The organism is Neisseria sp. P0019.S002 (genome assembly GCF_051957155.1).
In the GTDB taxonomy this organism is placed as follows: Bacteria; Pseudomonadota; Gammaproteobacteria; order Burkholderiales; family Neisseriaceae; genus Neisseria; species Neisseria perflava.
Map to the genome: position 1 here is coordinate 212,742 of NZ_JBQCWS010000004.1, position 21,385 is coordinate 234,126.

A 21,385-nucleotide genomic window follows, 5' to 3' on the forward strand; every position below is an offset into this window, starting at 1 on the left:
ATAAAGGCCGTCTGAACAGTTTCAGACGGCCTTTGTTTGTGTGTGCTTATACCGGTTTGCCTTTCAGGGAGAAGGTGTAGGCTTCGGTGATTTCCAAATCGATCATTTGGTTGATCATGTCGGGTGTGCCGGTAAAGTTGACCACGCGGTTGTTGGCGGTACGGGCTTGGAGCTGGTCGGGATCTTTTTTGGAGATACCTTCAACCAAACAGCGTTGAACCGTGCCGATCATGGTTTGGTTGATGCGCGCGGTTTCGGCTTCGATGACTTCGTTCAAAGCTTCGAGGCGGCGCACTTTTTCTTCGTGCGGCGTGTCGTCGTGCAGGTTGGCGGCAGGCGTGCCAGGGCGAGGACTGTAAATAAAGACGAAGCTCAAGTCGAAGGCAATGTCTTTCACCAGTTTCAAAGTTTGCTCGAACTCGCGCTCGGTCTCGCCCGGGAAGCCGACGATAAAGTCGGAGCTGAGGCACAAATCAGGACGGATGGCACGCAGTTTGCGGATGATGGATTTGTATTCCAAAGCGGTGTAGCCGCGTTTCATCGCGCTCAATACGCGGTCGGAACCGCTTTGAATCGGCAGGTGCAGGTGGGAAACCAGCTTCGGCAGGTCTCGGTAGCACTCGATAATCGCGTCGGTAAATTCGCGCGGATGGCTGGTGGTAAAGCGCAGGCGTTCTATGCCGGGGATTTCGTGGACGATGCGCAACAAGGTGGCAAAGTCGCAGATTTCGCCGTTTTCCATTTCACCGCGATAGGCATTGACGTTTTGGCCTAAGAGGTTGATTTCTTTAACGCCTTGTTGCGCCAAACCGGCAATTTCAGTCAATACGTCGTTAAGTGGGCGGGAGAATTCTTCACCGCGGGTGTAGGGGACGACGCAGTAAGAGCAGTATTTGGAACAGCCTTCCATGATGGAAATGAATGCCGAACCGCCTTCTACGCGCGCAGGCGGCAGGTGGTCGAATTTCTCGATTTCGGGGAAGGAAATGTCGATTTGAGACAGGCCGGTGGTTTCTTTATCGACGATGAGTTTGGGCAGGCGGTGCAGCGTTTGCGGGCCGAAAACCACGTCCACATACGGAGCGCGTTTGACGATGTTTTCGCCTTCTTGCGAGGCAACGCAGCCGGCAACGCCGATGATGAGGTCGGGATTTTTTTCTTTGAGCGGACGTACGCGGCCTAAGTCGGAGAAGACTTTCTCTTGCGCTTTTTCACGCACGGAGCAGGTGTTGAACAAGATGATGTCGGCGTCGTCAGGTTGGGTAACCTGTTCGATGCCGCCGTGTTCTTCGGCGAGGACGGACAGCATTTTTTCGCTGTCGTACTCGTTCATTTGGCACCCGAAGGTGCGGATAAATACTTTTTTCATGGTTTGTTTTGATTGACTTGCTTGTTGTAAAAGGGTTCAGACGGCCTGTGAAATACTCGGGCCGTCTGAAAAATTATTCTTCCGCCTTTTTCTGCTTTTTGGCGTGTTCGATGAACCTGTTGGCCTCGGCGTCGGTCAAAATCCAGATTTCGCGGACAAGGCGGCTTTCTTCGTTGTATTTGAACGCAACGGCTTTGCCGGTTTGATTCAGCAGGCGACCCATGGGGATGAAACGGTCGTTTTCATCGTGGATTTTGGTAAAGCGGGTGATTTGCAGTTTGGCCGCATTGCCGTCCACAATGCCCAAGGTCAGCAGGCGCGTCCAAGAAAAACCGCCTTTGCTGACTTTCAGATACGGCAAATCGACAGTTTTTAAAACGGCCACGTCCATATCGTCAGGCAGGCTGCGTTGTGCATGGACGAGGGAGGACGCCAAAAGGGCGAGGCTGAGTATGAATCCGCGTAACATGATGCTTTTCTTTTATTGTTTCAATAGGTCGCGGATTATAGCACAAGCAGGAAAAATGTGAATAGAGTGTTTGTTTTTAAAGAATAATTTTGATTTTGCGCCCGATTCTTATTTTGAAGCTTGGGCCGTCTGAAAAGGATTTGGTGTTAAAATGGCATCGATTTGATTTTCAGACGACCTCTTACGAAAGAATTGACCATGAACCGTAATGAAAGCTTGTTCAACCGCGCCAAAGCCATTATTCCTGGCGGCGTGAACTCTCCTGTGCGCGCATTCGGCAGCGTCGGCGGCGTACCGCGCTTCATCAAAAAGGCAGAAGGCGCGTATGTTTGGGACGAAAACGGCACGCGTTATACCGACTATGTCGGCTCTTGGGGCCCTGCTATTGTCGGCCATGCCCATCCCGAAGTCATTGAAGCCGTGCGCGAAGCGGCATTGGGCGGTTTATCGTTTGGTGCACCGACTGAAGGCGAAATTGTCATTGCCGAAGAAATCGCCAAAATCATGCCGTCCGTCGAGCAGCTGCGCCTTGTCAGCTCCGGTACGGAAGCAACGATGACCGCCATTCGTTTGGCACGCGGTTTTACCGGCCGCGACAAAATCATCAAGTTTGAAGGCTGCTATCACGGACATTCCGACAGCCTGTTGGTGAAAGCAGGCAGCGGTCTGCTGACGTTTGGTAATCCTTCTTCCGCCGGTGTGCCTGCCGATTTTACCAAACACACTTTGGTACTCGAGTACAACAATATCGCCCAACTGGAAGAAGCCTTTGCCCAAAGCGGCAATGACATTGCCTGCGTGATTTTGGAGCCTTTTGTCGGCAATATGAATCTGGTTAGGCCGTCTGAAGCCTTTGTCAAAGCTTTGCGCGAATTGACTGAAAAACACGGTGCCGTGTTGATTTACGACGAAGTGATGACCGGCTTCCGCGTGGCGTTGGGCGGCGCGCAATCTTTGCACGGCATCAAGCCTGATTTGACCACCATGGGCAAAGTGATCGGCGGCGGTATGCCTTTGGCGGCGTTCGGCGGCCGTAAAGACATTATGGAATGTATTTCCCCGTTGGGCGGCGTGTATCAGGCAGGTACATTGTCCGGCAACCCGATTGCGGTTGCAGCCGGTTTGAAAACGCTGGAAATCATTCAGCGCGAAGGCTTCTATGAAAACCTGACTGCCTTGACCCAACGCCTTGCCAACGGTATTGCCGACGCGGCTAAAGCACATGGCGTTGAATTTACGGCGGACAGCGTGGGCGGCATGTTTGGTTTGTATTTTGCCAGCCATACGCCGCAAAACTATGCCGACATGGCGCGTTCCAATATCGACGGTTTCAAACATTTCTTCCACGGTATGCTCGACCGCAATGTCGCATTCGGCCCGTCAGCTTACGAAGCCGGGTTTGTTTCCGCCGCGCATACGCCTGAGCTAATTGACGAAACCATTGCTGTGGCACACGAAGTGTTCAAAGGAATGGCGAAATAAAAGCTGAAGCTGTCATGTGAAAAAAGGCCGTCTGAAAAATATTCAGACGGCCTTTCGCTATTTTAAATCAATGCTTGATTATGCTTCTTCGGCTTTACTGCGGATAATCAGCAGAGGCAGGTGGCTTTGGCGCATTACGGTTTCGGCGAAGCTGCCCATCAGCAGGTGCATCAGGCCGGTGCGGCCGTGTGTGCCGAGTACCAACAGGTCTGCGCCGTTGTTGTCGGCGTAGTCAACCAAGTCTTGCGCCATTTCGCGCGCGCCTTTGTTGGCAACCAACAGGTGTTTCACGATGTTTTCAACGCCGCTTTCACGCGCTGTTTTTTCTGCGAAATCCAAAACTTCGTTACCTTGAGCCACTGCGGCGGCTTCGTAGCTTTCGTGTTGCAGGAATTCAGGAGCCAAAGCCATGTATTCGGCAGGGTTGGCAACGTGAACCAAAGTCAGTTGGGCTTTGTTGAGGCTTGCCAGTTCGGCGGCGTGTTTCAATGCATTGAGGGAAGTCTCGCTACCGTCAACGGCTACAACCAGATGTTTGTACATATTTATTCTCCTTTTGCGCCGAGTAGCGGCACTTTCGTTTAATATGAAATCAGAACTTGTCTGAATGTGAAACGATTATAAACTCTTTCGGGCGGGTACAACAGCCCATCTGCTTTCAAGTATAATGTTAGTCCGATTCGCCTGTGGCGTTTTTCATTAATTTATTGATATATCACAAGGTTACTTATGCAGGATGCCGCTTTTCTTTCTTCGCGCCGCTTTGGCGGCATTGCCAGACTTTACGGAGACGAAGCACTGGTGCGTTTTTCGCGTGCGCATGTGTGCGTGGTCGGCGTCGGCGGCGTCGGCTCGTGGGCGGTGGAGGCGTTGGCGAGGAGCGGTATCGGTCGTTTAACGCTGATTGATTTGGACAACGTTGCCGAGTCCAATGTCAACCGCCAGTTGCACGCTTTGACCGATGATTTCGGTAAGGCAAAAGTTACCGCTTTGCGCGAACGCATTGCCCAAATCAATCCGCAATGCGAAGTGACGGAAATCGAAGATTTTGTGACCGAAGACAATCTGAACGAACTTTTCAGACGGCCTTTTGACTTTGTTATCGACGCCATCGACCAAATCCGTGTCAAAGCGGCGATGGCGGCGTATTTCGTGCAACATAAACAACCGTTTATTATCAGCGGCGGCGCGGGCGGACAGAAAAATCCGGCTTTGATTCAAACCGCCGATTTGAGCCGCGTTACCCACGATCCGCTGCTTTCCAATTTGCGCTACACCTTGCGCAAACGCTACGGCTTCAGCCGCGATACCAAAGAAAAAATGCGCGTGCCTTGCGTTTATTCAACCGAGAATATTACGCCGCCGCAATCCGGCGAAGCGTGTTCGACCGATGCAGCGCCGCAAGGTTTGTCCTGCGCGGGCTACGGCGCGAGTATGCTGGTGACGGCTTCGTTTGGATTGTATTGTGCGCAGGCGGCGGTGGAGCATATCGCGGGGCGGAAGTGAGGGGTAGGAAATGGGTAAGAACCGATTTTTTAAAGCCTACTTTATCGCCAGCCTGATTTATGCGGTATGGTTCGGCGTATTGATGTATGCCGTCGATCCGATGTTTCTCGATGTGATGGAATGCAATACGCTGCCGGGAGATTATTTGTGTGTGCAAAGCGGTTATAACCGCCCATTCACCACTTTTCTTTATCCGTGTCTGTCCGTCGTGATATTCAGCCTTTTGCACGCCGGTATCATGAAATGGCGCAAACGCCGTTCAGTTAAAATGATTTGGTTTTTGGTCGGCTGCGAAAGTTTGCTGCTGTTGGCTTTGATGGTGGCGATGCTTGCGAGGGATGGTTTTGTGTTGTCCCGAGATATCGGTTCGGTACTGACGGGTTCAGTTTTTGCCAGCCTGCCGCTGTTGGGTATGGCCTTGGCCCAGACCTTTGCCGTCGCCATTGTTTCTTTGCAAATCAATCGTAAAAACCGCTGATTTTTATATTAAAAACGGGTTGTCCTTGTTTCAGACGGCCTTTTATTGATGAAACTTCTTACTAAACTTAAAAAGAAAAAGACCCTTTAACCATGCCTTCAGAACACCTTATTTCTTCCACTGCCGCAACGCCGTCTGAACATACCGTTGCGTGGGTGTTCGGTCAGCCTGTTACCGATGTGCCGCAGGATTTGTTTATTCCGCCTGATGCGTTGAAGGTGGTATTGAGCAGCTTCCAAGGGCCGTTGGATTTGTTGCTGTACCTCATCCGCAAGCAAAATATCGATGTCCTCGATATTCCTATGGTGAAGATTACCGAGCAGTATCTGCACTATATTGCTCAAATGGAAGCGTATCATTTTGATTTGGCGGCGGAATACCTGCTGATGGCAGCGATGTTGATTGAAATTAAATCGCGCCTGCTTCTGCCGCGTCCTGAAGAAGTTGAGGATGAAGAGGCGGATCCGCGTGCCGAATTGGTGCGCCGTCTGTTGGCTTACGAACAGATGAAACTGGCGGCTCAGGGCTTGGACGCATTGCCGCGTGCCGGACGTGATTTCGCTTGGGCGTATTTGCCGTTGGAAATTGCGGTTGAAGCGAAGTTGCCGGAAGTGTACGTTGCCGATTTGACGCAGGCTTGGTTGGGTATTTTGTCGCGTGCCAAGCATACGCGCAGTCATGAAGTGGTGCGGGAAACCATATCCGTGCGCGCTCAGATGACGGCGATTTTGCGCCGTTTGAACGAAAGCGGCATCAGCAAGTTCAGCGATTTGTTTAAGCCGGAGCAGGGCGCGACATATGTGGTGGTCAATTTTATTGCATTGCTGGAATTAGCTAAAGAAGGCTTGGTGCGTATCGTACAGCCTGAAAATTATGGTGAAATCGAAATCAGCCTGAAAGACGGTTTGGAAACAAACGAAGCCGAAATGCTTTCAGACGGCCTTGAAGTCGATGAAACCGATAACGGGTATTTGGAAAAAGAGAATTTAAGATGAATTCGACGATAAGTCGCAGTAAGGCCTCTTTATGGGCGGTGGGCTTGATGCTGTTTGCGCTGTTTTTTGGCGCGGGAAACCTAATTTTTCCTGCTTTTTTGGGACAGCAGGCCGGTGAAAACTGGCTTTCGGCCATGTTCGGCTTTCTGCTGACCGGGGCGGGTTTGCCATTATTGGGCGTGATTGCCGTCGGCTATTCCGGTTCGCGCGATGTGGAGGCACTGGCTTCCCGTGTTGCGCCTTGGTACGGCGTGACTTTTGCCACGGCGCTTTATCTGGCAATCGGCCCTCTGTTTGCCATGCCGCGTACGGCGACAGTGTCTTTTGAAACCGCGATTTCCCCTTTCATTGATGAATCTTGGAAAAATATCGCATTGGCCGTATTCAGCCTGGTGTTTTTCGGCATGACTTATTGGCTGTCGATTTCCCCGGGGAAGCTGGTTGACCGTATCGGTAAAATCCTCACGCCTGTTTTGTTGCTGTCAATTGCGATATTGGTCGGCTATGCCGCCATTAACCCAATGGGCGTGTCGCAGGCGGCGCAAGGCGATTTTGCTACTCATCCGTTGGTTAAAGGCATTTTGGAAGGCTATGGCACCATGGACGCGCTGGCTTCGCTGGTGTTTGCCATTATCGTCATTGATGCTGTTCGCGCCATGGGCGTGGACAACCGCGCGGACTTGCTGAAGACCACGACGATTTCCGGTGTGTTGGCGGCTTCTTGTTTGGCAGTGGTTTACCTGTTTATCGGCTATATGGGCGCGACAGGTGTGGCAGGTATCGGCTTGCAGGAAAACGGAGCGTCGGTTTTATCTAAAACCGCACAGCACTATTTCGGTACGGCCGGTATTGTGTTGCTTGGCGTCATGGTGTTGCTTGCCTGTCTGAGTACGGCGGTTGGCTTGATTACTTCATGCGCCGAATATTTCAACCGTCTTTGCCCGGGTATTTCTTATAAAATCTTTGTGATACTGAATACGGTGGTGTCTATCCTGTTGGCCAACAAAGGTCTGTCAGCGATTTTGCAGTTTTCTATCCCTATGTTGATGCTGTTGTATCCGCTGACCATCGTTATTATTCTGCTGGCTTTGACAGATAAATTGTTTGGCGGCGGCCGTATTGTCTATTTCTGTACCATGATGGCGGCTCTTATGGTTGGCTTGCTCGATGCCTATAAGGCCGCGTTTGGATTTGATGCCGAAACCGCGGCTGCCATCGAGCGCGCATTGCCGTTTTACAATATCGGTTTAGGGTGGGTTGTTCCCTCTTTAGCCTGCTTTATACTCGGCTGCATTTTGAATGCGGCATTGAAGAAAAAAGCATGACGATAAACAGGCCGTCTGAAATGTTCAGACGGCCTGTTTATTTCGCCGACCACGCAAACGACAGATGATTTTTTTAAAGAAATCCGTTATAATTGAAAAGTTAAGGCTTTGCGAAATACCGTTTCGCAGATGCAACATATTGAGAAGATTTATTTCCACAAATCCCGTTTTTTCAGCAAACGACTTGAACTGAAGGCGGATTTCGTGGTATAAATCGCGTTTTACTATTTTAGAAGTTTGGAGACTAACCATGGCACGAGTTTGCAAAGTGACCGGTAAGCGCCCGATGTCTGGCAATAACGTATCACACGCCAACAACAAAACCAAACGTCGTTTTTTGCCTAACTTGCAATCACGTCGTTTCTGGGTAGAAAGTGAAAACCGCTGGGTTCGCCTGCGCGTTTCTAACGCTGCATTGCGCACCATCGATAAAGTAGGCATTGATGTCGTATTGGCTGATTTGCGTGCTCGCGGCGAAGCTTAATTTAAACACCATTAATTAAGGATTACTGCAATGCGCGATAAAATCAAACTGGAGTCCAGTGCTGGTACTGGTCACTTCTACACAACTACTAAAAACAAACGTACTATGCCTGGCAAACTGGAAATCAAAAAATTTGACCCAGTAGCCCGTAAACACGTTATTTACAAAGAAACTAAATTGAAATAATCCGGTTTCTTCCAAGAAAAAGCTCCTGTTTTGCAGGAGCTTTTCTTTTTGTTTTCTGATTGTTTTTTTGGGGGCTTGTTTCAAATGTGTATGCAAGATATTTTTGGATTGCTTTGGAAGGGGCAAAATAAAAGAGCGTGTATCTATTTGGGTCACGCTCTTTTATTTTTCAGACGGCCTGATGGGGGATAAGCGGTCTTAAATTACCAATAAACATTCAACAACGACTTAATGATCGATCTTGATGCCTTGATTGTCGGAATGTTGTTTTTTATCCAGCTCTTTTTGCAAGGTATCGCATGGCGTGTCGCAATCGCACATTTTCTTCATGCCGAGCGAGGAAATGCCGCCGCAGCTGCCTTTGATGGTGCGTTTGGAGAAAATATAGCCGACTGCCATGCCGAGGATGACAATGATAAAGATGCCGAAAGTCAGAAGGAGGGTTTTCATGTGTGTATTCCTGAAGGTTAGTTTAGTAATTTCTTGAATGCGCTGGACATTTTAGTATGGTAGCCGCCTTGCGGGGTTCGGATGATAAGGAAAACGGCAAGATTTTCTTGCTCGGCAAGTTTAAGCGCTTCGGTTTCTCCGAGGACGAATAATCCGGTTGAGAGGCCGTCTGCAAGTGTGGCGTTTTCAGCTACTACGCTGATGGAAGCAAGGTTGTGGCTGATGGGTTGTTTGGTTTTAGGGTTGATAATATGGGAAAGGCGGCGGCCTGACTTATCGACATGGAAAATGCGGTAGTCGCCGGACGTAGCCAGTGATTTATTGTCCAATGGAATGGTAATTTGAGTGGCGCCACCTTGAACGATATTGGGTTGCTCGATGCCGATACGCCAAGGGTTGCCTTGCGCATTATGGCCTTTGCCATGCAACTCGCCTCCGATTTCTACCAAATAATTGCCGATATTGAGTTTTTCAAGTTCGGCAGCGGTTTTATCCACGCCAAAGCCTTTGGCGATGGAGGATAGGTCTAAATAGACTTCGGGATGGGTTTTGGCAAGCGTAGGCTGCTGGCCGTCTTGGGAAAGTTTGAGTTTGTCTGTGCCGACCATTTCTGAAGTATGTTGGATTTCTTGTGCAGTCGGTTCGTGTGTGATTTCTTTTTGCGGACCGAATCCCCAAAGGTTGACCAAGGGACCGACGGTTACGTCCAGTGCGCCGTGCGTCAGTTTGTTTAAACGCAAGGCTTCGCCGGTCACATAGGCAAAGTCTTGGGAAATAGGCATGGCCTGATTGACGGTGCGCAGCTGGTTGAATTGGCTGATTTCGGAATCGGTCTGGTAGGTAGACATTTGCCGATTGACTTCTTTAAGCGCGTCATCAATGCGTTTTTGTATTTCGGCAGGGGAGGGGAGTTTGTTTTGGCCGTCTGAAAGATATTTGACGGTATAGGTTGTGCCCATGGTCTCGCCTTGCAGGGTGATGGTTTGTTGTTTTTCAGGTTGGCAGGCAGAGAGTGTGAGTGCGGAAAGGATGGCAATGGAGCAACCGATTATCGGACGGTAAAACGAATTGGGAAGAAACGGCATAGGGGATTTGCGGATTATTTTTTGAAGCCTTTATTGTATCGTAAAAGAAAGGTTCAGGCCGTCTGAAAGTATGGTTTTCAGACGGCTTGGCAATAAAAAAGGAAGAAACCGAAGTTTCTTCCTTTTTGTCTGTTAGCCGCCGAAATCGTCCAAGAGGATGTTTTCGTCTTCCACGCCCAAGTCTTTGAGCATTTTGATCACGGACTGGTTCATGATCGGAGGGCCGCACATGTAGAATTCGCAGTCTTCAGGTGCTTCATGGTTTTTCAGATGGTTTTCATAAACCACGTTGTGAATGAAGCCTGTGTAACCGTCCCAGTTGTCTTCAGGCAATGGGTCGGACAGGGCGACGTGCCATGTGAAGTTCGGGAATTCTGCTGCGAGTTGGTCGAAGTCTTCGACATAGAACATCTCGCGTTTAGAACGGGCACCATACCAGAAAGTAATCTTACGCTTGGAGTTCAAACGTTTCAGCTGGTCGAAAATGTGGGAGCGCATCGGCGCCATACCCGCACCACCGCCGATAAATACCATTTCGGCATCGGTGTCTTTGGCGAAGAATTCACCGAACGGACCGGAAATCGTTACTTTATCACCGGGTTTAAGTGACCAGATGTAAGACGACATTTGTCCCGGAGGCGCATCAGGTACGCGTGGAGGAGGCGTAGCGATACGCACGTTCAGCATGATGATGCCTTTTTCTTCAGGGTATGAAGCCATAGAGTAGGCACGCAAAATCGGCTCATCCACTTTGGAAACGTATTGCCACAGATTGTATTTGTCCCAGTCTTCGTGGTATTCCTTAGGAATGTCGAAGTCTTTGTAGGCAATGGTGTGAGGAGGAGCTTCAATTTGGATGTAGCCGCCGGCGCGGAAAGGAACTTCTTCGCCTTCTGGAATGGCAAGCTTAAGTTCTTTAATGAACGTGGCTTTGTTGTCATTGGAGATGACGGTGCATTCCCATTTTTTCACGCCGAATACTTCTTCCGGTACTTCGATGTCCATATCAGTTTTAACGTTGACCTGACAAGACAGACGGCAGCCTTCGCGCGCTTCGCGTTTGCTGATGTGGGATAGCTCGGTCGGCAGAATGTCGCCGCCGCCGCTTTTCACGACAACGCGGCACTGACCGCATGAGCCGCCGCCACCGCAGGCGGAAGGAACGAAGATGCCTTGGCTGGCAAGCGCACCCAGCAGTTTGCCGCCGGCAGGCATCGTCAGCTCTTTTTCGTTATTGACTTTGATGGTGATGTCGCCTTCGCTCACCAACTTGGATTTGGCAAACAGAATCATCAGTGCCAAAACCAAGACGATGACGGTGAACATCACGATACCTAAAATAATCTCCATGCCGATTCCTTTCTTATAACTGGATGCCGGAGAACGACATAAACGCCATTGCCATCAGGCCAGCGGCGATAAAGGTAATGCCCAAGCCTTTGAGGCCTTTAGGGACGTCCGAATATTTCATTTTTTCGGTAATGCCCGCCAAAGCGACAATAGCCAAAAGCCAACCCAGACCTGCACCGAAACCGTATACAACGGACTCGCCGAAGTTGTATTCGCGTTGCGCCATAAACGATACGGCACCGAAAATCGCGCAGTTTACGGTAATCAGGGGCAGGTAGATACCCAATGCGTTGTAGAGGGCAGGAACGAATTTGTCCAAGAACATTTCCAAAATCTGCACCAAAGCGGCAATCACGCCGATGAAGGTGATGAATTTCAGGAAGGTCAGGTCCACGCCTTCAACCAATGCACCGTCTTTCAGCAGCGAGTAAACGAGTTGGTTGGCAGGGACGGACAGGCCGAGTACGAAAGTCACGGCAACGCCCAAACCGAATGCAGTGGATACTTTTTTAGATACCGCCAAAAACGTACACATCCCCAAGAAGAAGGACAGTGCCATGTTTTCCAGAAAGACGGATTTTACAAAGAGGCTTAAGTAATGTTCCATGTGTTATTTCTCCGCCTGTTCAGGTTTCCAAGTGCGCAGACCCCATACCAAGAAGCCGATGATGAAGAACGCGCTGGGAGCGAGCAGGAACAAGCCGTTGGTTTGATACCAGCCGCCATCTTGTACGGTTTGGAAAATGGTGTAGCCAAAGAGCTTGCCAGAGCCGATCAGTTCGCGGATGGTGGCGATGATGATCAACATCATGCCGTAACCTGCGCCGTTGCCGATACCGTCAACCAAGCTCTCCAAAGGAGGCTCTTTCATGGCGAATGCTTCGGCACGGCCCATTACGATACAGTTGGTAATAATTAGGCCGACGAATACGGACAGCTGTTTGGACAGCTCATAAGCAAAGGCTTGGAGCAGTTGGTCAACCAGCGTTACCAAGGAAGCAACAATCGCCATTTGCACGATAATACGGATGCTGTTGGGGATGTAGTTGCGCACCAATGAAATGAAAAAGCTGGAAAAACCGGTTACCAAAGCTACGGAAATACCCATTACGATGGCCGTCTGAAGCTTGGTGGTAACCGCCAAAGCCGAACAAATTCCCAAAACCTGCAAGGCAATCGGGTTATTGTCGATAAAGGGTGAAAACATCAAATATTTCAAGCGTTTCATGTCAGCCATTATTGTGCTCCTGCTGATTTTAATTTGTTCAGGTAGGGGATATAGCCGTTTTCGCCGAACCAGTAGGCGAACGAACCTTGCACGCCTTTAGATGTCAGCGATGCGCCGGAGAGGGCATCTACGCCGTGTTCTTTGTCCGAACTTGCGCCTTTGCCGACGTGCAGGGCGAGTTTGCCTTGTTCGTCAAACAGTTTTTTGCCGACAAATTTTTGTTGCCACAACGGATTGCCGATTTCGCCGCCCAAGCCCGGGGTTTCGCCTTGGTCGTAGTAGGTGATGCCGTTGATGGTGTTGCCGTCGGGTTGGATGGCGACAAAGCCGTACATAACAGACCACAAACCGTTACCGTGCATAGGCAGGATGATTTGGCTGACTTTGCCGTCATCGCCTTTTACCAGATAAACCTCGGTGTATTTGGCACGGCTTTTGATGCCTGCCAAATCGTCTTCAGGTTTGATTTGGATGCTTTGGGCAGGGTCTTTGCTGGCAACGCGTGCGCTGAAGTCTTTAGGCGCATCGGCGACGTATTCGCCGGTTGCCAAGTCCACGACACGTTGCTCGATACGCTCGGCAAAGGTTTTGCTGATGTCGGTATTTTTATCCATCAAACCGGCTACGCTCAAGATATAGCCTTGTTTGTCTTGGAGTTTTTGTTTCTCTTGGATGGGTTTCAAGCCGACGACCGCACCAGCAACGATGATGGAACAAATCAGGCTGACAACCAATACCACAATCAGCGTGCCGCTGAAGCTGTCTTTATCGAATTTCTTAGCCATTGCTGCGCGCCTTTCTGCGTTTGATGTTCGCTTGTGCGACGAAATAGTCGAAAATCGGGGCAAACAGGTTGGCAAACAGAATCGCCAACATCATGCCTTCGGGGTAAGCAGGGTTGACCACGCGGATCAACACGCACATCACGCCGATAAGCGCGCCGTACCACCATTTGCCGACATTGGTAAAGGAAGCGGAAACCGGGTCGGTCGCCATAAACAGCATACCGATGGCGAAGCCGCCGACCACCAAGTGCCAGTACCAAGGCATGGAGAACATGGCGTTGGTGTCCGAACCGATGAAGTTAAACAGCGAAGACATGGCAATCATACCGATCATCACGCCGGCAATAATGCGCCATGAGGCAATGCGGGTGAATACGATAAATGCGCCACCGATTAAGAGCGCTAAAGTGGATACTTCACCGATTGAGCCGGGCACATTACCGATAAATGCGTCCATCCAAGAAATGTTTTGACCGGTTACAGCATTTTTCAGGCCGTCTGCACCGTGTGCCGCCCATTGCGCCAAAGCAGTGGCACCTGAATAGCCGTCAACCGCAGTCCAAATGGTATCGCCGGTAATGTTGGCAGGGTAGGCGAAGAACAGGAACGCACGACCTGCAAGAGCAGGGTTCATGAAGTTTTTACCTGTACCGCCGAATACTTCTTTCGCAACCACAACGCCGAAAGAAATACCCAAAGCCGCTTGCCACAAAGGCAGGGTAGGGGGAACGATCAAAGCAAACAGAATCGAAGTCACGAAGAAACCTTCGTTGATTTCGTGTTTGCGTACGGATGCGAACAAAACTTCCCAGAAGCCGCCCACAACAAATACAGTCGCGTAAATCGGCAGGAAGAAAATCGCGCCGAACAGCATTTTGCCCAACACACCCGCTTCAGACGACATATTGATGCCCAAAGCGTTGGCAAGGGCGTAGTGCCAGTTGTTGGCGATATTTTGTTGCAGCAAATCAGGCGGTAACGCACCGAATGCCTGTGCGCCGACGTTGTACATACCGTAGAACATGGCAGGGAACAAAGCCAGCCACACCAAAATCATCATGCGCTTGGAGTCGAGTGCATCGCGGACGTGCGCCGCTTTGCGCGTTACCGCGCCGGATGTATAGAAAATCGTCGCTGCAGCTTCGTAGAGGGCATACCATTTTTCATGTTTGCCGCCCGGCAGGAAGTGCGGTTCGATTTTTTCAAGAAAATGTTTCAAGCCCATAATCAGCCTTCCTTCTCAATGGTTTCCAGCACCTTGCGCAACAGCGGGCCGTATTCGTATTTGCCCGGGCAGACGAAGCTGCACAAAGCGAGGTCTTCTTCGTCCAATTCCAAGCAACCCAGTGCCTGAGCGCTGTCAGTATCGCCGACGATTAAATCGCGCAGGAGCAGGGTAGGCAGGATATCCAAGGGCATTACGCGCTCGTAAGTGCCGATCGGTACCATGGCGCGGTCGCCGCCGTTGACGGCTGTGTTGAACTTGAAGAGTTTGTTTTTCAGGAAATGGCCGAGGGTTGTGCGCGTGATGGAGTATTTGTCCGGTTGTGGCGCAACCCAGCCGAACAGCTCTTTGCTGCGGCCTTCTTCGATAACGGAAATCTGATTGTGGTAGCGCCCCAAATAATCATGCGCACCTTGTGCAATCGCGCCGTTCAATACTGAGCCGGAAATCACGCGGTTGTCTGCGTCAACCAATTCGCCTGCAGTAATTTGCGATACTTTCGCACCTAAAACAGTACGCAAGAGGCGCGGTTTGTTGACTTGAGAGCCACCCAAGGCAATCACGCGCTCGGTGTTCAGACGGCCTGTTGCAAACAAACGGCCAATGGCAATCACATCTTGATAATTGATGGTCCAAACGGTTTTGTTCGCACCGACTGGCTCGATGAAATGAATGTGCGTGCCACTCAAACCGGCAGGGTGCGGACCGCCGAATTCATGTGTTTCGATGTTGGCAGCATTTTCAGACGGCACGTCTGCACCGGCCGCTTTACACACATGGATTTTACGTTCGGTCAGGCGGCTCAATACCAACAGGCCGCGTTTGAAGTCTTCGGCGGCTTCTTTGATGATGACCGTAGGATTGGCAGCCAGCGGGTTAGTGTCCATCGCATTGACGAAGATGGCGAACGGCTCGGCATCGACGGCAGGGATTTTGCTGAACGGACGGGTACGCAGCGCAGTCCACAAACCGGATTGGATCAGGTTGCGGCGCACTTCTTCGCTGCTCAATTTTGCCAGCGCTTCAGGTGCGTAGCGTTCGAACTCGATTTCGTCTTTGCCTTCAACGGCAATCACGACTGACTGAAGTACGCGCTTTTCGCCACGGTGAATCGCGGCGATTTTGCCTGAAGCCGGAGCAGTAAATACTACGCCCGGATTCTTTTTGTCTTCAAACAGCACTTGGCCTTTTTTGACGGCTTCGCCTTCCTTGATTTTCATCGAGGGGCGCATGCCGACATATTCTTCGCCAAGCAACGCGACTTCGGTAATGGCCGGGCCGTCATAAATGACTTGCTCCGGTCTGCCTGCGATAGGCAGGTCTAAGCCTTTTTTTATCTTAATCATAAGGATGCGTTACTTTTTGGTGGGTTGAGATTCGGATGTCGGATTGTTTTTTCAGACGGCATGTAATGCTTTGAAACAAAGGATGGGCCGTCTGAAAAAAGCAGAGGTTTGCTATAAAAACAACGAATAAACGCAAACAACAAAGCTTTAGATTTTATCAGGTATAGGCTGTTTTATGTCAGTTTTACGCTTATTTTTACGGGAAAAGTGGGAAAAAAGTAGGAATGTGTAATCGAGTGTTAAGGGAAATAATTTTTAACTGATTGATATTTAAACGCTATATTTGATGATATAGCTGAAAATAAAAGGCCGTCTGAATTTCAGACGGCCTCTAAGTTTAAAAGAGCTGCCAAACGAAGAAAATCATCGTATGAAGGGCAAACAGCGGTACCAATACAATTACCGACCATGCCATATAGCCGAAGAAGGAAGGCATCGGCACGCCGCGTTGTTCGGCAATGGCTTTTACCATGAAGTTCGGCGCATTACCGATATAAGTGAGCGCGCCCATAAATACGGAACCCATGGATACTGCCAGCAATGAATGGAACAGGTGGCCTGTCATCAAGGCTTGGGCATCGCCACCGGCCATATTGAAGAACACCAAATAAGTCGGCGCGTTATCCAAGAATGCCGACAAAATGCCGCTCATCCAGAAATACATCACATTAATCGGATTGCCTGCTGCGTCGTGAACCAGAGAAACAACGGAAGCCAATGCACCTGATTCGCCGGCTTTCAAAATCGCCAAGACGGGGGAAATGGTAATGAAAATACCCAAAAACAGTTTGCCCACTTCGGCAATCGGCTCGAAGTTGAACTCATTGCCTGCGCGTACCTGTTTGGGCGTAATAATCCAAGATACGGCGGTCAAAGCCAGCAAAATGCCATCGCGCATCAGGTTTTGCAAGGCATAATGGCTGCCCAAGATTTCAAGGCCCGGATGATTTGGTTTCCACAAACCGGACAGCAAAACCGCACCGACTACACCGGCCAGTAACAGAAAATTCCATTTGCCGTAGATTTTGACTTTTTCTTCTTTATCGGAAGGAGCGGGAGCAAGGTGTTCGCTTTGTTCACGGTTGAAGTGTCGGCTGTCGATGATGTAGAAAACGGCCAGCAAAATCACAGAACTGATCAATACAGGCATCAGCATGTGTTTGACCGTCCACATGAAATCTACGCCTTTCAGGAATCCTAAGAACAGAGGAGGATCGCCTAAAGGAGTCAGACCGCCACCGATATTCGCTACCAAGAAAATGAAGAAAATCACGATGTGAACGCGGTAGTGGCGTTTATGGTTGGCTTTCAAAAGCGGACGAATCATCAACATCGCCGCGCCTGTTGTCCCCATGATGGAAGACAAAGCCGTACCGACTGCCAACAGGGTTGTGTTCAATTTAGGCGAGCCGTGCAAATCGCCGCTGACAAAAATACCGCCTGAAATGGTATAAAGCGCCAAAAGCAGCAGGATAAAGGGGATATATTCTTCAACCAATGCATGGGCAACGGTATGCACGCCGGCTCCGAAACCAAAGGTTATGATGAATGGCGTTAAAAACAGCAGTGTCCAAAATGCTGTAATTTTGCCGAAGTGGTGGTGCCAAATACGGGAGAAAAACAGAGGTCCGAGTGCAATGGATAAGAGAATCAGTGCAAACGGCAGACCCCAAAGCAGGCTTGCGGATGAGCCGTCAAAATCGGATGCCGCAGCAGGAAAGGCGGCAAGAAGTAGTAAAAATGAGAGAGAGCGCATAGTATTTCCTTTTTATTCTGTTGCGCCGTGAGGAACTTCATTGAGAAAACACGGCGGTGAAATATTCAGGCCGTCTGAAAATATCCAGACGAACTGCGCGGTTGTGTCAGGGGAAAGTATAACGCAAAGCAAGTGTTAAGGGACGGTTTAGGGTGTTGGAATCAAAAGAAATGTTGATACAAATAAAGGAATCAAAATGAGTAGAATAGTTGGAGGTAGTAAAAAAATGGTTTTGAAACAGGAGTTTGAAATATCGGAAATAATGCTATCGAAAAAATACTTTGAATTAATTTTAGCTAAAATTTACATTTAATTGAATAAATGGAGGCCGTCTGAAAAATGAGGGTCGAATAGGGTATTTTGGTTCTTGCTGATTGTTTTGATGGATAAATTGGGTATGAAAACAAAAAAACAGGTAAGCAAAAATGCCTACCTGTTTTATTTTATGCCTCCGGCCGTAACCACATCCACACTGCCACGCAGCTACAGAAGACTGATGATACGGCACCAATCCACCAGCGTTCCGGAAATTGCCAAAACATAAACAGGCAAGAAAGGGCCATCATGCCGATAGCGAAGAATTTTGCCTTACGCGGCACTGCGCCGTTGTTTTCCCAGTTTTGTATGATGGGGCCGAAATAGCGGTGATGATACAGCCAATTGTGAAAGCGCGGCGAAGCTTTTGCCCAGCAGGCGGCGGTCAATAAAATGAAAGGCGTAGTCGGCAGTAATGGCAGGAAAATGCCGATAATGCCCAAGACGAGCGACAATGCGCCGCAAAAAATCAATAAATAGCGAACCATCTTCCCATCACCAATTATTTGTTTTCAGACGGCTTGTGATGTGGAAATGGACAACGCGGAATGTCTAATTTATCCCAGCCCTCATGCCCCATTCTTTCCAGCAGCGCGATATTGCGGTCAAAAATTGCCGAGGCATCGGGAAACGCTTCAGCCGCTTTGGCAATACTGTCTTCACGAATCAGATGCAAGGTCGGATAGGGCGAGCGGTTGGTGTAGTTGCTGATGTCGTCGGCTTCTGTGCCTTCAAATTGAAAATCGGGATGGAACGGCGCAATTTGGACAATGCCTTCCAATTCGTTTTCAACAACGGCATCGTCGGCAATTTCCAGCATTTGGTTGAAGGTTTCAAAATCAGGGAACAGCGTCGGATGAACCAGTAAAGTGGTTTCCAATTCCGAAGCAGGCGTATTGCCTAGAAGCTGCAATTCACGATCCAAGTCTTCAAGGAAACCGTCTAAATGACGGGCTTCGCTGACAACGATGCGAACCAGGTTTTTAACGTGCGGCGCTTTGGCAAACGGGCAGAGATTCAGCCCGATAACGGCTTTTTCCAACCATTGTTTGGTATGTTCTGAAACAGTATTGGTATCGAGATGGGCGGTGTCAGTCATGGTAAAAGCTTATGTGAATTATTCTTAAAAAGTATACAAGTGTATGGTCTTTAAGGCAAACCATAGAAATTTAAAAGGCCGTCTGAACAACAGACGGCCTTCATCAGTTTCAAATCATTAATCCTGAACCAAATGAACCAAAGGCAGAGCGGTCGTGTTTTTAATTTCTTTCAACACGAAACTCGATTGCGCATCTTGCACGCCGTGGTGCGAAAGCAGCGTGTCCAAAACAAAATGGGAAAACGCGTTCATATCGGTAAAAAAGGCATGGAGCAGATAGTCGGTTTCACCCGTTAACGCAAAGCAGCTCAATACTTCCGGCCAAGCGCGGACAGATTCGGAAAAATCCTCGCGCGCATCTTTTGCCTTGCTAATCGATACACGGATAAAAGCCTGCAAACCCAAGCCCAAAGAAACAGGGGAAAGCTGGGCAGCGTATTTTTGAATAATGCCTGCATCTTCAAGCTGTTTGAGACGGCGCAGACAGGGAGAAGGGGAGAGCGCCACCTTTTCAGAAAGCTCAACATTGCTCAACCGCCCATTTTCCTGCAAAACCTGCAGAATCTTTAAATCCGTTTTATCCAAGTTCAGATGAGGCATGATGGTTCTCCCAATGTAGACAATGTATGTTTTGAAAATGAAAAATGCTTAAAAATAAAGACTTGTATGGTTAAATTATATATTGAGTTCAGATGTGCGACAAATTGTCTTATAAGGAGTGTTGCGAATTTGTTTTATGTAGTGGTGAAAAGATGAAGACCATCTGAAACTAATCAAGATTAAAGTTTTATGTCATATTAGGATTGGATATAAAGAGGCCGTCTGAAAATGAATTTCAGACGGCATTTATTTTCGTAATGTGATGATTCAGGCTCTTAATGACCTTGTTTTGGAGAGTTTTGTTCTTTTGCTTTGATTCGTTTTCCGCGTTTGTATTTGGCTTTGTTTGGGGTGTTTTCTTCGCAATGTATTTTTGTGTTTTTCTTAAGGTATATGCTTGGTCGTTATCTGTTTGAGTTGTCTCGGCACATGGCGGGAACCATCATCGGATCCAGTGTTCCGCCGCATTGCCAGTTAAGCAACCAAGTCGAGTCATTGTTAATTCGATAAGGGGTCAGGGTCAGGACTTTGCCTTTGTTTTGGCCTTTATCGAAAGGAATACTGATTTTGCCTGTATCTGCTTCTACAGTTACGCCACCGTTTTGGATGTATGTACCGCCGATACGTTGGGCAGTAACGCCGATTGCGCCTTGTTTGCTGACATCCTCTGCATTGGGCAGGCGGTTATTTACCGCTGAAGCAATGCTGATTTCGGTTTTCAGGTCGTCGGCAAGGTATAGTGCTTCGGAGGCTTGCGCCCTGCCGATATAGTTTTGGTAGGTAGGCACGGCGATAACAACCAGAATACCGAGGATGGCGATCACTATCATCAGCTCAATCAGGGTAAAACCTTTTTGGGCTTGAAATGGGGTATTCATTTGAGCGTATCGTTTTTAAGTTTTTTTATTTTTATAAAGCAAATCCCATAACCGCGTTATGGGATTTGCTTTTATTTAGACTGCAATACCAATATTAGCGGCAGTTAGCAGGAACATGTTTAGGTTCGCCACCAGAAAATTTACATGTCCAAGTAATTGGAGACTCTGGGTCTTTTTGAGCGGGAGTTAATGTAAACTTAGGATCTTTTTCTGCGTTTGCTTTTACACCAGTATTTCTCGTTTCTACTGTAATTATGCCGCCATTCGCGATCGTAATAGTTTTTACATAGTCACTGCCGTTTTCAGGGAATGAGTAACCTGTATTACCTTTGTCAGTGCCATTGATACCTTTAACTGAGTCCAAACCATTTAATGCAGTAGCAGTTTCTGCTACAGCCAATTTTGCAGGTTCTGCCAAGCTCAAGCCTTCAGATACTTTAGCGCGGATAGTGTAGTCTTGGTATGCAGGCAGAGCGATTACGGCCAAGATGCCCAAGATGGCGATGACGATCATCAATTCGATCAGGGTGAAACCTTTTTGGATTGCTTTCATTGTTTAAAACTCCAGTTTGAAAGTGTGAATAATTGTGTTTAAGTAAAAAGTCCGTAATGTGCTTCGCACTATGTATTATGAGTAAACCATAAGTAAGAAGGAATATACAGCTTCCGTCGGGCTTGCTGCTTTGAGGCTTGGGCCTTGTCGGACGTGTTGTTTCAAGCAGTCGGTGTGCCAAGTGTGCAAAACTGATTAAAAAATTTATTTTTTATTTTTTGTTTGTTGTTTTTATTGGGATTATTTTTTAATTTTTAAATTTTGTGAGGTTTTGTTTGAAAGTTTCAGGATTTTAGGGAAATTAGGGGTTGACGTTTTTTGTCAGTTTTGTGTTTTTTGTGACAGGGAGTGTGGGCAAGTTTGGTTATGTGACGTTTTTCGTCAGAAATTAAGCTTAGTTCAATAATATGTTAATTGATTT

General features: G+C 48.6%; 24 protein-coding genes. 7 read left to right on the forward strand and 17 right to left on the reverse strand.

Features of this window, described 5'->3' with window-relative positions; all coding sequences use genetic code 11:
- Positions 1–46: 46 nt before the first annotated feature.
- A complete protein-coding gene (gene miaB, locus ACTHTY_RS08190) occupies positions 47–1,369 on the reverse strand; it encodes a tRNA (N6-isopentenyl adenosine(37)-C2)-methylthiotransferase MiaB (protein WP_003684389.1) in 1,323 nt (440 codons plus the stop codon).
- A gap of 73 nt (positions 1,370–1,442) precedes the next feature.
- Positions 1,443–1,838 carry a hypothetical protein gene (locus ACTHTY_RS08195; RefSeq protein WP_440367186.1) on the reverse strand — a complete coding sequence of 132 codons (396 nt, stop codon included), beginning with the start codon at positions 1,836–1,838 and terminating at the stop codon, positions 1,443–1,445.
- A 198-nt stretch (positions 1,839–2,036) separates the two neighbouring features.
- Here ACTHTY_RS08195 and hemL point away from each other — a divergent pair, with 198 nt between their 5' ends.
- A complete protein-coding gene (gene hemL / locus ACTHTY_RS08200; protein WP_107697155.1) occupies positions 2,037–3,320 on the forward strand; it encodes a glutamate-1-semialdehyde 2,1-aminomutase in 1,284 nt (427 codons plus the stop codon).
- 78 nt (positions 3,321–3,398) lie between these two features.
- Here hemL and ACTHTY_RS08205 read toward each other — a convergent pair whose 3' ends face one another.
- Positions 3,399–3,863: a universal stress protein gene (locus ACTHTY_RS08205; RefSeq protein ID WP_003680896.1), complete on the reverse strand. Its 465-nt coding sequence runs from the start codon at positions 3,861–3,863 to the stop codon at positions 3,399–3,401.
- Between the two features lie 186 nt (positions 3,864–4,049).
- Between ACTHTY_RS08205 and ACTHTY_RS08210 the strand changes: the two genes are divergently transcribed.
- The 6 genes from ACTHTY_RS08210 to rpmG all read left to right on the forward strand — a co-directional run bounded on the left by ACTHTY_RS08210 (position 4,050) and on the right by rpmG (position 8,294).
- The gene (locus tag ACTHTY_RS08210; protein ID WP_440367188.1) at positions 4,050–4,826 is read left to right on the forward strand and encodes a tRNA threonylcarbamoyladenosine dehydratase; all 777 of its coding nucleotides are present in this window, start codon (positions 4,050–4,052) and stop codon (positions 4,824–4,826) included.
- A 10-nt stretch (positions 4,827–4,836) separates the two neighbouring features.
- Positions 4,837–5,304 carry a hypothetical protein gene (locus ACTHTY_RS08215; RefSeq protein WP_440367190.1) on the forward strand — a complete coding sequence of 156 codons (468 nt, stop codon included), beginning with the start codon at positions 4,837–4,839 and terminating at the stop codon, positions 5,302–5,304.
- A gap of 92 nt (positions 5,305–5,396) precedes the next feature.
- Positions 5,397–6,299 carry a segregation and condensation protein A gene (locus ACTHTY_RS08220; RefSeq protein ID WP_440367191.1) on the forward strand — a complete coding sequence of 301 codons (903 nt, stop codon included), beginning with the start codon at positions 5,397–5,399 and terminating at the stop codon, positions 6,297–6,299.
- A complete protein-coding gene (gene brnQ, locus ACTHTY_RS08225) occupies positions 6,296–7,624 on the forward strand; it encodes a branched-chain amino acid transport system II carrier protein (protein WP_440367192.1) in 1,329 nt (442 codons plus the stop codon). The genes ACTHTY_RS08220 and brnQ overlap by 4 nt, the downstream gene beginning before the upstream one ends.
- A gap of 250 nt (positions 7,625–7,874) precedes the next feature.
- Complete coding sequence (rpmB, locus tag ACTHTY_RS08230) at positions 7,875–8,108, forward strand: 50S ribosomal protein L28 (protein WP_002216391.1); 234 nt, start codon at positions 7,875–7,877, stop codon at positions 8,106–8,108.
- A 30-nt stretch (positions 8,109–8,138) separates the two neighbouring features.
- Positions 8,139–8,294, forward strand: a complete 156-nt coding sequence (rpmG, locus tag ACTHTY_RS08235; protein WP_003684373.1) for a 50S ribosomal protein L33 — start codon at positions 8,139–8,141, stop codon at positions 8,292–8,294.
- 228 nt (positions 8,295–8,522) lie between these two features.
- Here the strand turns inward: rpmG and nqrM are convergent, their stop codons facing one another.
- From nqrM to ACTHTY_RS08305, 14 genes are all read right to left on the reverse strand, one after another.
- Positions 8,523–8,744: a (Na+)-NQR maturation NqrM gene (gene nqrM / locus ACTHTY_RS08240; RefSeq protein ID WP_070590364.1), complete on the reverse strand. Its 222-nt coding sequence runs from the start codon at positions 8,742–8,744 to the stop codon at positions 8,523–8,525.
- Between the two features lie 17 nt (positions 8,745–8,761).
- The gene (locus ACTHTY_RS08245) at positions 8,762–9,829 is read right to left on the reverse strand and encodes an FAD:protein FMN transferase (RefSeq protein WP_440367193.1); all 1,068 of its coding nucleotides are present in this window, start codon (positions 9,827–9,829) and stop codon (positions 8,762–8,764) included.
- A gap of 132 nt (positions 9,830–9,961) precedes the next feature.
- Entirely contained in the window at positions 9,962–11,179 is a 1,218-nt protein-coding gene (gene nqrF / locus ACTHTY_RS08250) for an NADH:ubiquinone reductase (Na(+)-transporting) subunit F (protein ID WP_440367194.1), read from the reverse strand.
- A 13-nt stretch (positions 11,180–11,192) separates the two neighbouring features.
- Positions 11,193–11,786 (reverse strand): NADH:ubiquinone reductase (Na(+)-transporting) subunit E, encoded by a 594-nt coding sequence (gene nqrE / locus ACTHTY_RS08255; RefSeq protein ID WP_003684365.1) that lies wholly within the window; start codon positions 11,784–11,786, stop codon positions 11,193–11,195.
- 3 nt (positions 11,787–11,789) lie between these two features.
- Positions 11,790–12,416 carry an NADH:ubiquinone reductase (Na(+)-transporting) subunit D gene (locus ACTHTY_RS08260; protein WP_003684313.1) on the reverse strand — a complete coding sequence of 209 codons (627 nt, stop codon included), beginning with the start codon at positions 12,414–12,416 and terminating at the stop codon, positions 11,790–11,792.
- A complete protein-coding gene (locus ACTHTY_RS08265) occupies positions 12,416–13,192 on the reverse strand; it encodes a Na(+)-translocating NADH-quinone reductase subunit C (protein WP_440367195.1) in 777 nt (258 codons plus the stop codon). Before ACTHTY_RS08265 ends, ACTHTY_RS08260 begins: the two co-directional genes overlap by 1 nt.
- A complete protein-coding gene (locus ACTHTY_RS08270; RefSeq protein ID WP_440367197.1) occupies positions 13,185–14,417 on the reverse strand; it encodes an NADH:ubiquinone reductase (Na(+)-transporting) subunit B in 1,233 nt (410 codons plus the stop codon). The genes ACTHTY_RS08265 and ACTHTY_RS08270 overlap by 8 nt, the downstream gene beginning before the upstream one ends.
- Before the next feature lie 2 nt (positions 14,418–14,419).
- Positions 14,420–15,763: a Na(+)-translocating NADH-quinone reductase subunit A gene (locus ACTHTY_RS08275; protein ID WP_440367198.1), complete on the reverse strand. Its 1,344-nt coding sequence runs from the start codon at positions 15,761–15,763 to the stop codon at positions 14,420–14,422.
- Positions 15,764–16,100: 337 nt separating this feature from the next.
- Positions 16,101–17,519 carry a sodium:proton antiporter gene (locus ACTHTY_RS08280; RefSeq protein ID WP_440367200.1) on the reverse strand — a complete coding sequence of 473 codons (1,419 nt, stop codon included), beginning with the start codon at positions 17,517–17,519 and terminating at the stop codon, positions 16,101–16,103.
- Between the two features lie 443 nt (positions 17,520–17,962).
- Positions 17,963–18,322, reverse strand: coding sequence for a YbaN family protein (locus ACTHTY_RS08285; RefSeq protein WP_107792321.1), 360 nt, complete (start codon positions 18,320–18,322; stop codon positions 17,963–17,965).
- Between the two features lie 14 nt (positions 18,323–18,336).
- The gene (locus ACTHTY_RS08290; protein ID WP_440367201.1) at positions 18,337–18,933 is read right to left on the reverse strand and encodes a DUF1415 domain-containing protein; all 597 of its coding nucleotides are present in this window, start codon (positions 18,931–18,933) and stop codon (positions 18,337–18,339) included.
- A gap of 117 nt (positions 18,934–19,050) precedes the next feature.
- Positions 19,051–19,533: an Lrp/AsnC family transcriptional regulator gene (locus ACTHTY_RS08295; protein ID WP_003684427.1), complete on the reverse strand. Its 483-nt coding sequence runs from the start codon at positions 19,531–19,533 to the stop codon at positions 19,051–19,053.
- Positions 19,534–19,937: 404 nt separating this feature from the next.
- Positions 19,938–20,411, reverse strand: coding sequence for a pilin (locus ACTHTY_RS08300; RefSeq protein ID WP_440367202.1), 474 nt, complete (start codon positions 20,409–20,411; stop codon positions 19,938–19,940).
- A gap of 94 nt (positions 20,412–20,505) precedes the next feature.
- Positions 20,506–20,964 carry a pilin gene (locus ACTHTY_RS08305; protein WP_440367203.1) on the reverse strand — a complete coding sequence of 153 codons (459 nt, stop codon included), beginning with the start codon at positions 20,962–20,964 and terminating at the stop codon, positions 20,506–20,508.
- Positions 20,965–21,385: the final 421 nt, after the last annotated feature.

What these genes read in the sequence shown, in the direction of transcription:
- ACTHTY_RS08205 (WP_003680896.1), bottom strand. Translation starts at nt 3,863, where the DNA reads ATGTACAAACATCTGGTTGTAGCCGTTGACGGTAGCGAGACTTCCCTC.
- ACTHTY_RS08295 (WP_003684427.1), bottom strand. Translation starts at nt 19,533, where the DNA reads ATGCCTCATCTGAACTTGGATAAAACGGATTTAAAGATTCTGCAGGTT.
- nqrF (WP_440367194.1), bottom strand. Translation starts at nt 11,179, where the DNA reads ATGGAGATTATTTTAGGTATCGTGATGTTCACCGTCATCGTCTTGGTT.
- ACTHTY_RS08265 (WP_440367195.1), bottom strand. Translation starts at nt 13,192, where the DNA reads ATGGCTAAGAAATTCGATAAAGACAGCTTCAGCGGCACGCTGATTGTG.
- hemL (WP_107697155.1), top strand. Translation starts at nt 2,037, where the DNA reads ATGAACCGTAATGAAAGCTTGTTCAACCGCGCCAAAGCCATTATTCCT.
- ACTHTY_RS08220 (WP_440367191.1), top strand. Translation starts at nt 5,397, where the DNA reads ATGCCTTCAGAACACCTTATTTCTTCCACTGCCGCAACGCCGTCTGAA.
- ACTHTY_RS08275 (WP_440367198.1), bottom strand. Translation starts at nt 15,763, where the DNA reads ATGATTAAGATAAAAAAAGGCTTAGACCTGCCTATCGCAGGCAGACCG.
- rpmB (WP_002216391.1), top strand. Translation starts at nt 7,875, where the DNA reads ATGGCACGAGTTTGCAAAGTGACCGGTAAGCGCCCGATGTCTGGCAAT.
- ACTHTY_RS08270 (WP_440367197.1), bottom strand. Translation starts at nt 14,417, where the DNA reads ATGGGCTTGAAACATTTTCTTGAAAAAATCGAACCGCACTTCCTGCCG.
- ACTHTY_RS08260 (WP_003684313.1), bottom strand. Translation starts at nt 12,416, where the DNA reads ATGGCTGACATGAAACGCTTGAAATATTTGATGTTTTCACCCTTTATC.
- nqrE (WP_003684365.1), bottom strand. Translation starts at nt 11,786, where the DNA reads ATGGAACATTACTTAAGCCTCTTTGTAAAATCCGTCTTTCTGGAAAAC.
- ACTHTY_RS08300 (WP_440367202.1), bottom strand. Translation starts at nt 20,411, where the DNA reads ATGAATACCCCATTTCAAGCCCAAAAAGGTTTTACCCTGATTGAGCTG.
- miaB (WP_003684389.1), bottom strand. Translation starts at nt 1,369, where the DNA reads ATGAAAAAAGTATTTATCCGCACCTTCGGGTGCCAAATGAACGAGTAC.
- ACTHTY_RS08245 (WP_440367193.1), bottom strand. Translation starts at nt 9,829, where the DNA reads ATGCCGTTTCTTCCCAATTCGTTTTACCGTCCGATAATCGGTTGCTCC.
- ACTHTY_RS08305 (WP_440367203.1), bottom strand. Translation starts at nt 20,964, where the DNA reads ATGAAAGCAATCCAAAAAGGTTTCACCCTGATCGAATTGATGATCGTC.
- ACTHTY_RS08215 (WP_440367190.1), top strand. Translation starts at nt 4,837, where the DNA reads ATGGGTAAGAACCGATTTTTTAAAGCCTACTTTATCGCCAGCCTGATT.
- ACTHTY_RS08280 (WP_440367200.1), bottom strand. Translation starts at nt 17,519, where the DNA reads ATGCGCTCTCTCTCATTTTTACTACTTCTTGCCGCCTTTCCTGCTGCG.
- ACTHTY_RS08290 (WP_440367201.1), bottom strand. Translation starts at nt 18,933, where the DNA reads ATGACTGACACCGCCCATCTCGATACCAATACTGTTTCAGAACATACC.
- ACTHTY_RS08285 (WP_107792321.1), bottom strand. Translation starts at nt 18,322, where the DNA reads ATGGTTCGCTATTTATTGATTTTTTGCGGCGCATTGTCGCTCGTCTTG.
- ACTHTY_RS08210 (WP_440367188.1), top strand. Translation starts at nt 4,050, where the DNA reads ATGCAGGATGCCGCTTTTCTTTCTTCGCGCCGCTTTGGCGGCATTGCC.
- nqrM (WP_070590364.1), bottom strand. Translation starts at nt 8,744, where the DNA reads ATGAAAACCCTCCTTCTGACTTTCGGCATCTTTATCATTGTCATCCTC.
- ACTHTY_RS08195 (WP_440367186.1), bottom strand. Translation starts at nt 1,838, where the DNA reads ATGTTACGCGGATTCATACTCAGCCTCGCCCTTTTGGCGTCCTCCCTC.
- brnQ (WP_440367192.1), top strand. Translation starts at nt 6,296, where the DNA reads ATGAATTCGACGATAAGTCGCAGTAAGGCCTCTTTATGGGCGGTGGGC.
- rpmG (WP_003684373.1), top strand. Translation starts at nt 8,139, where the DNA reads ATGCGCGATAAAATCAAACTGGAGTCCAGTGCTGGTACTGGTCACTTC.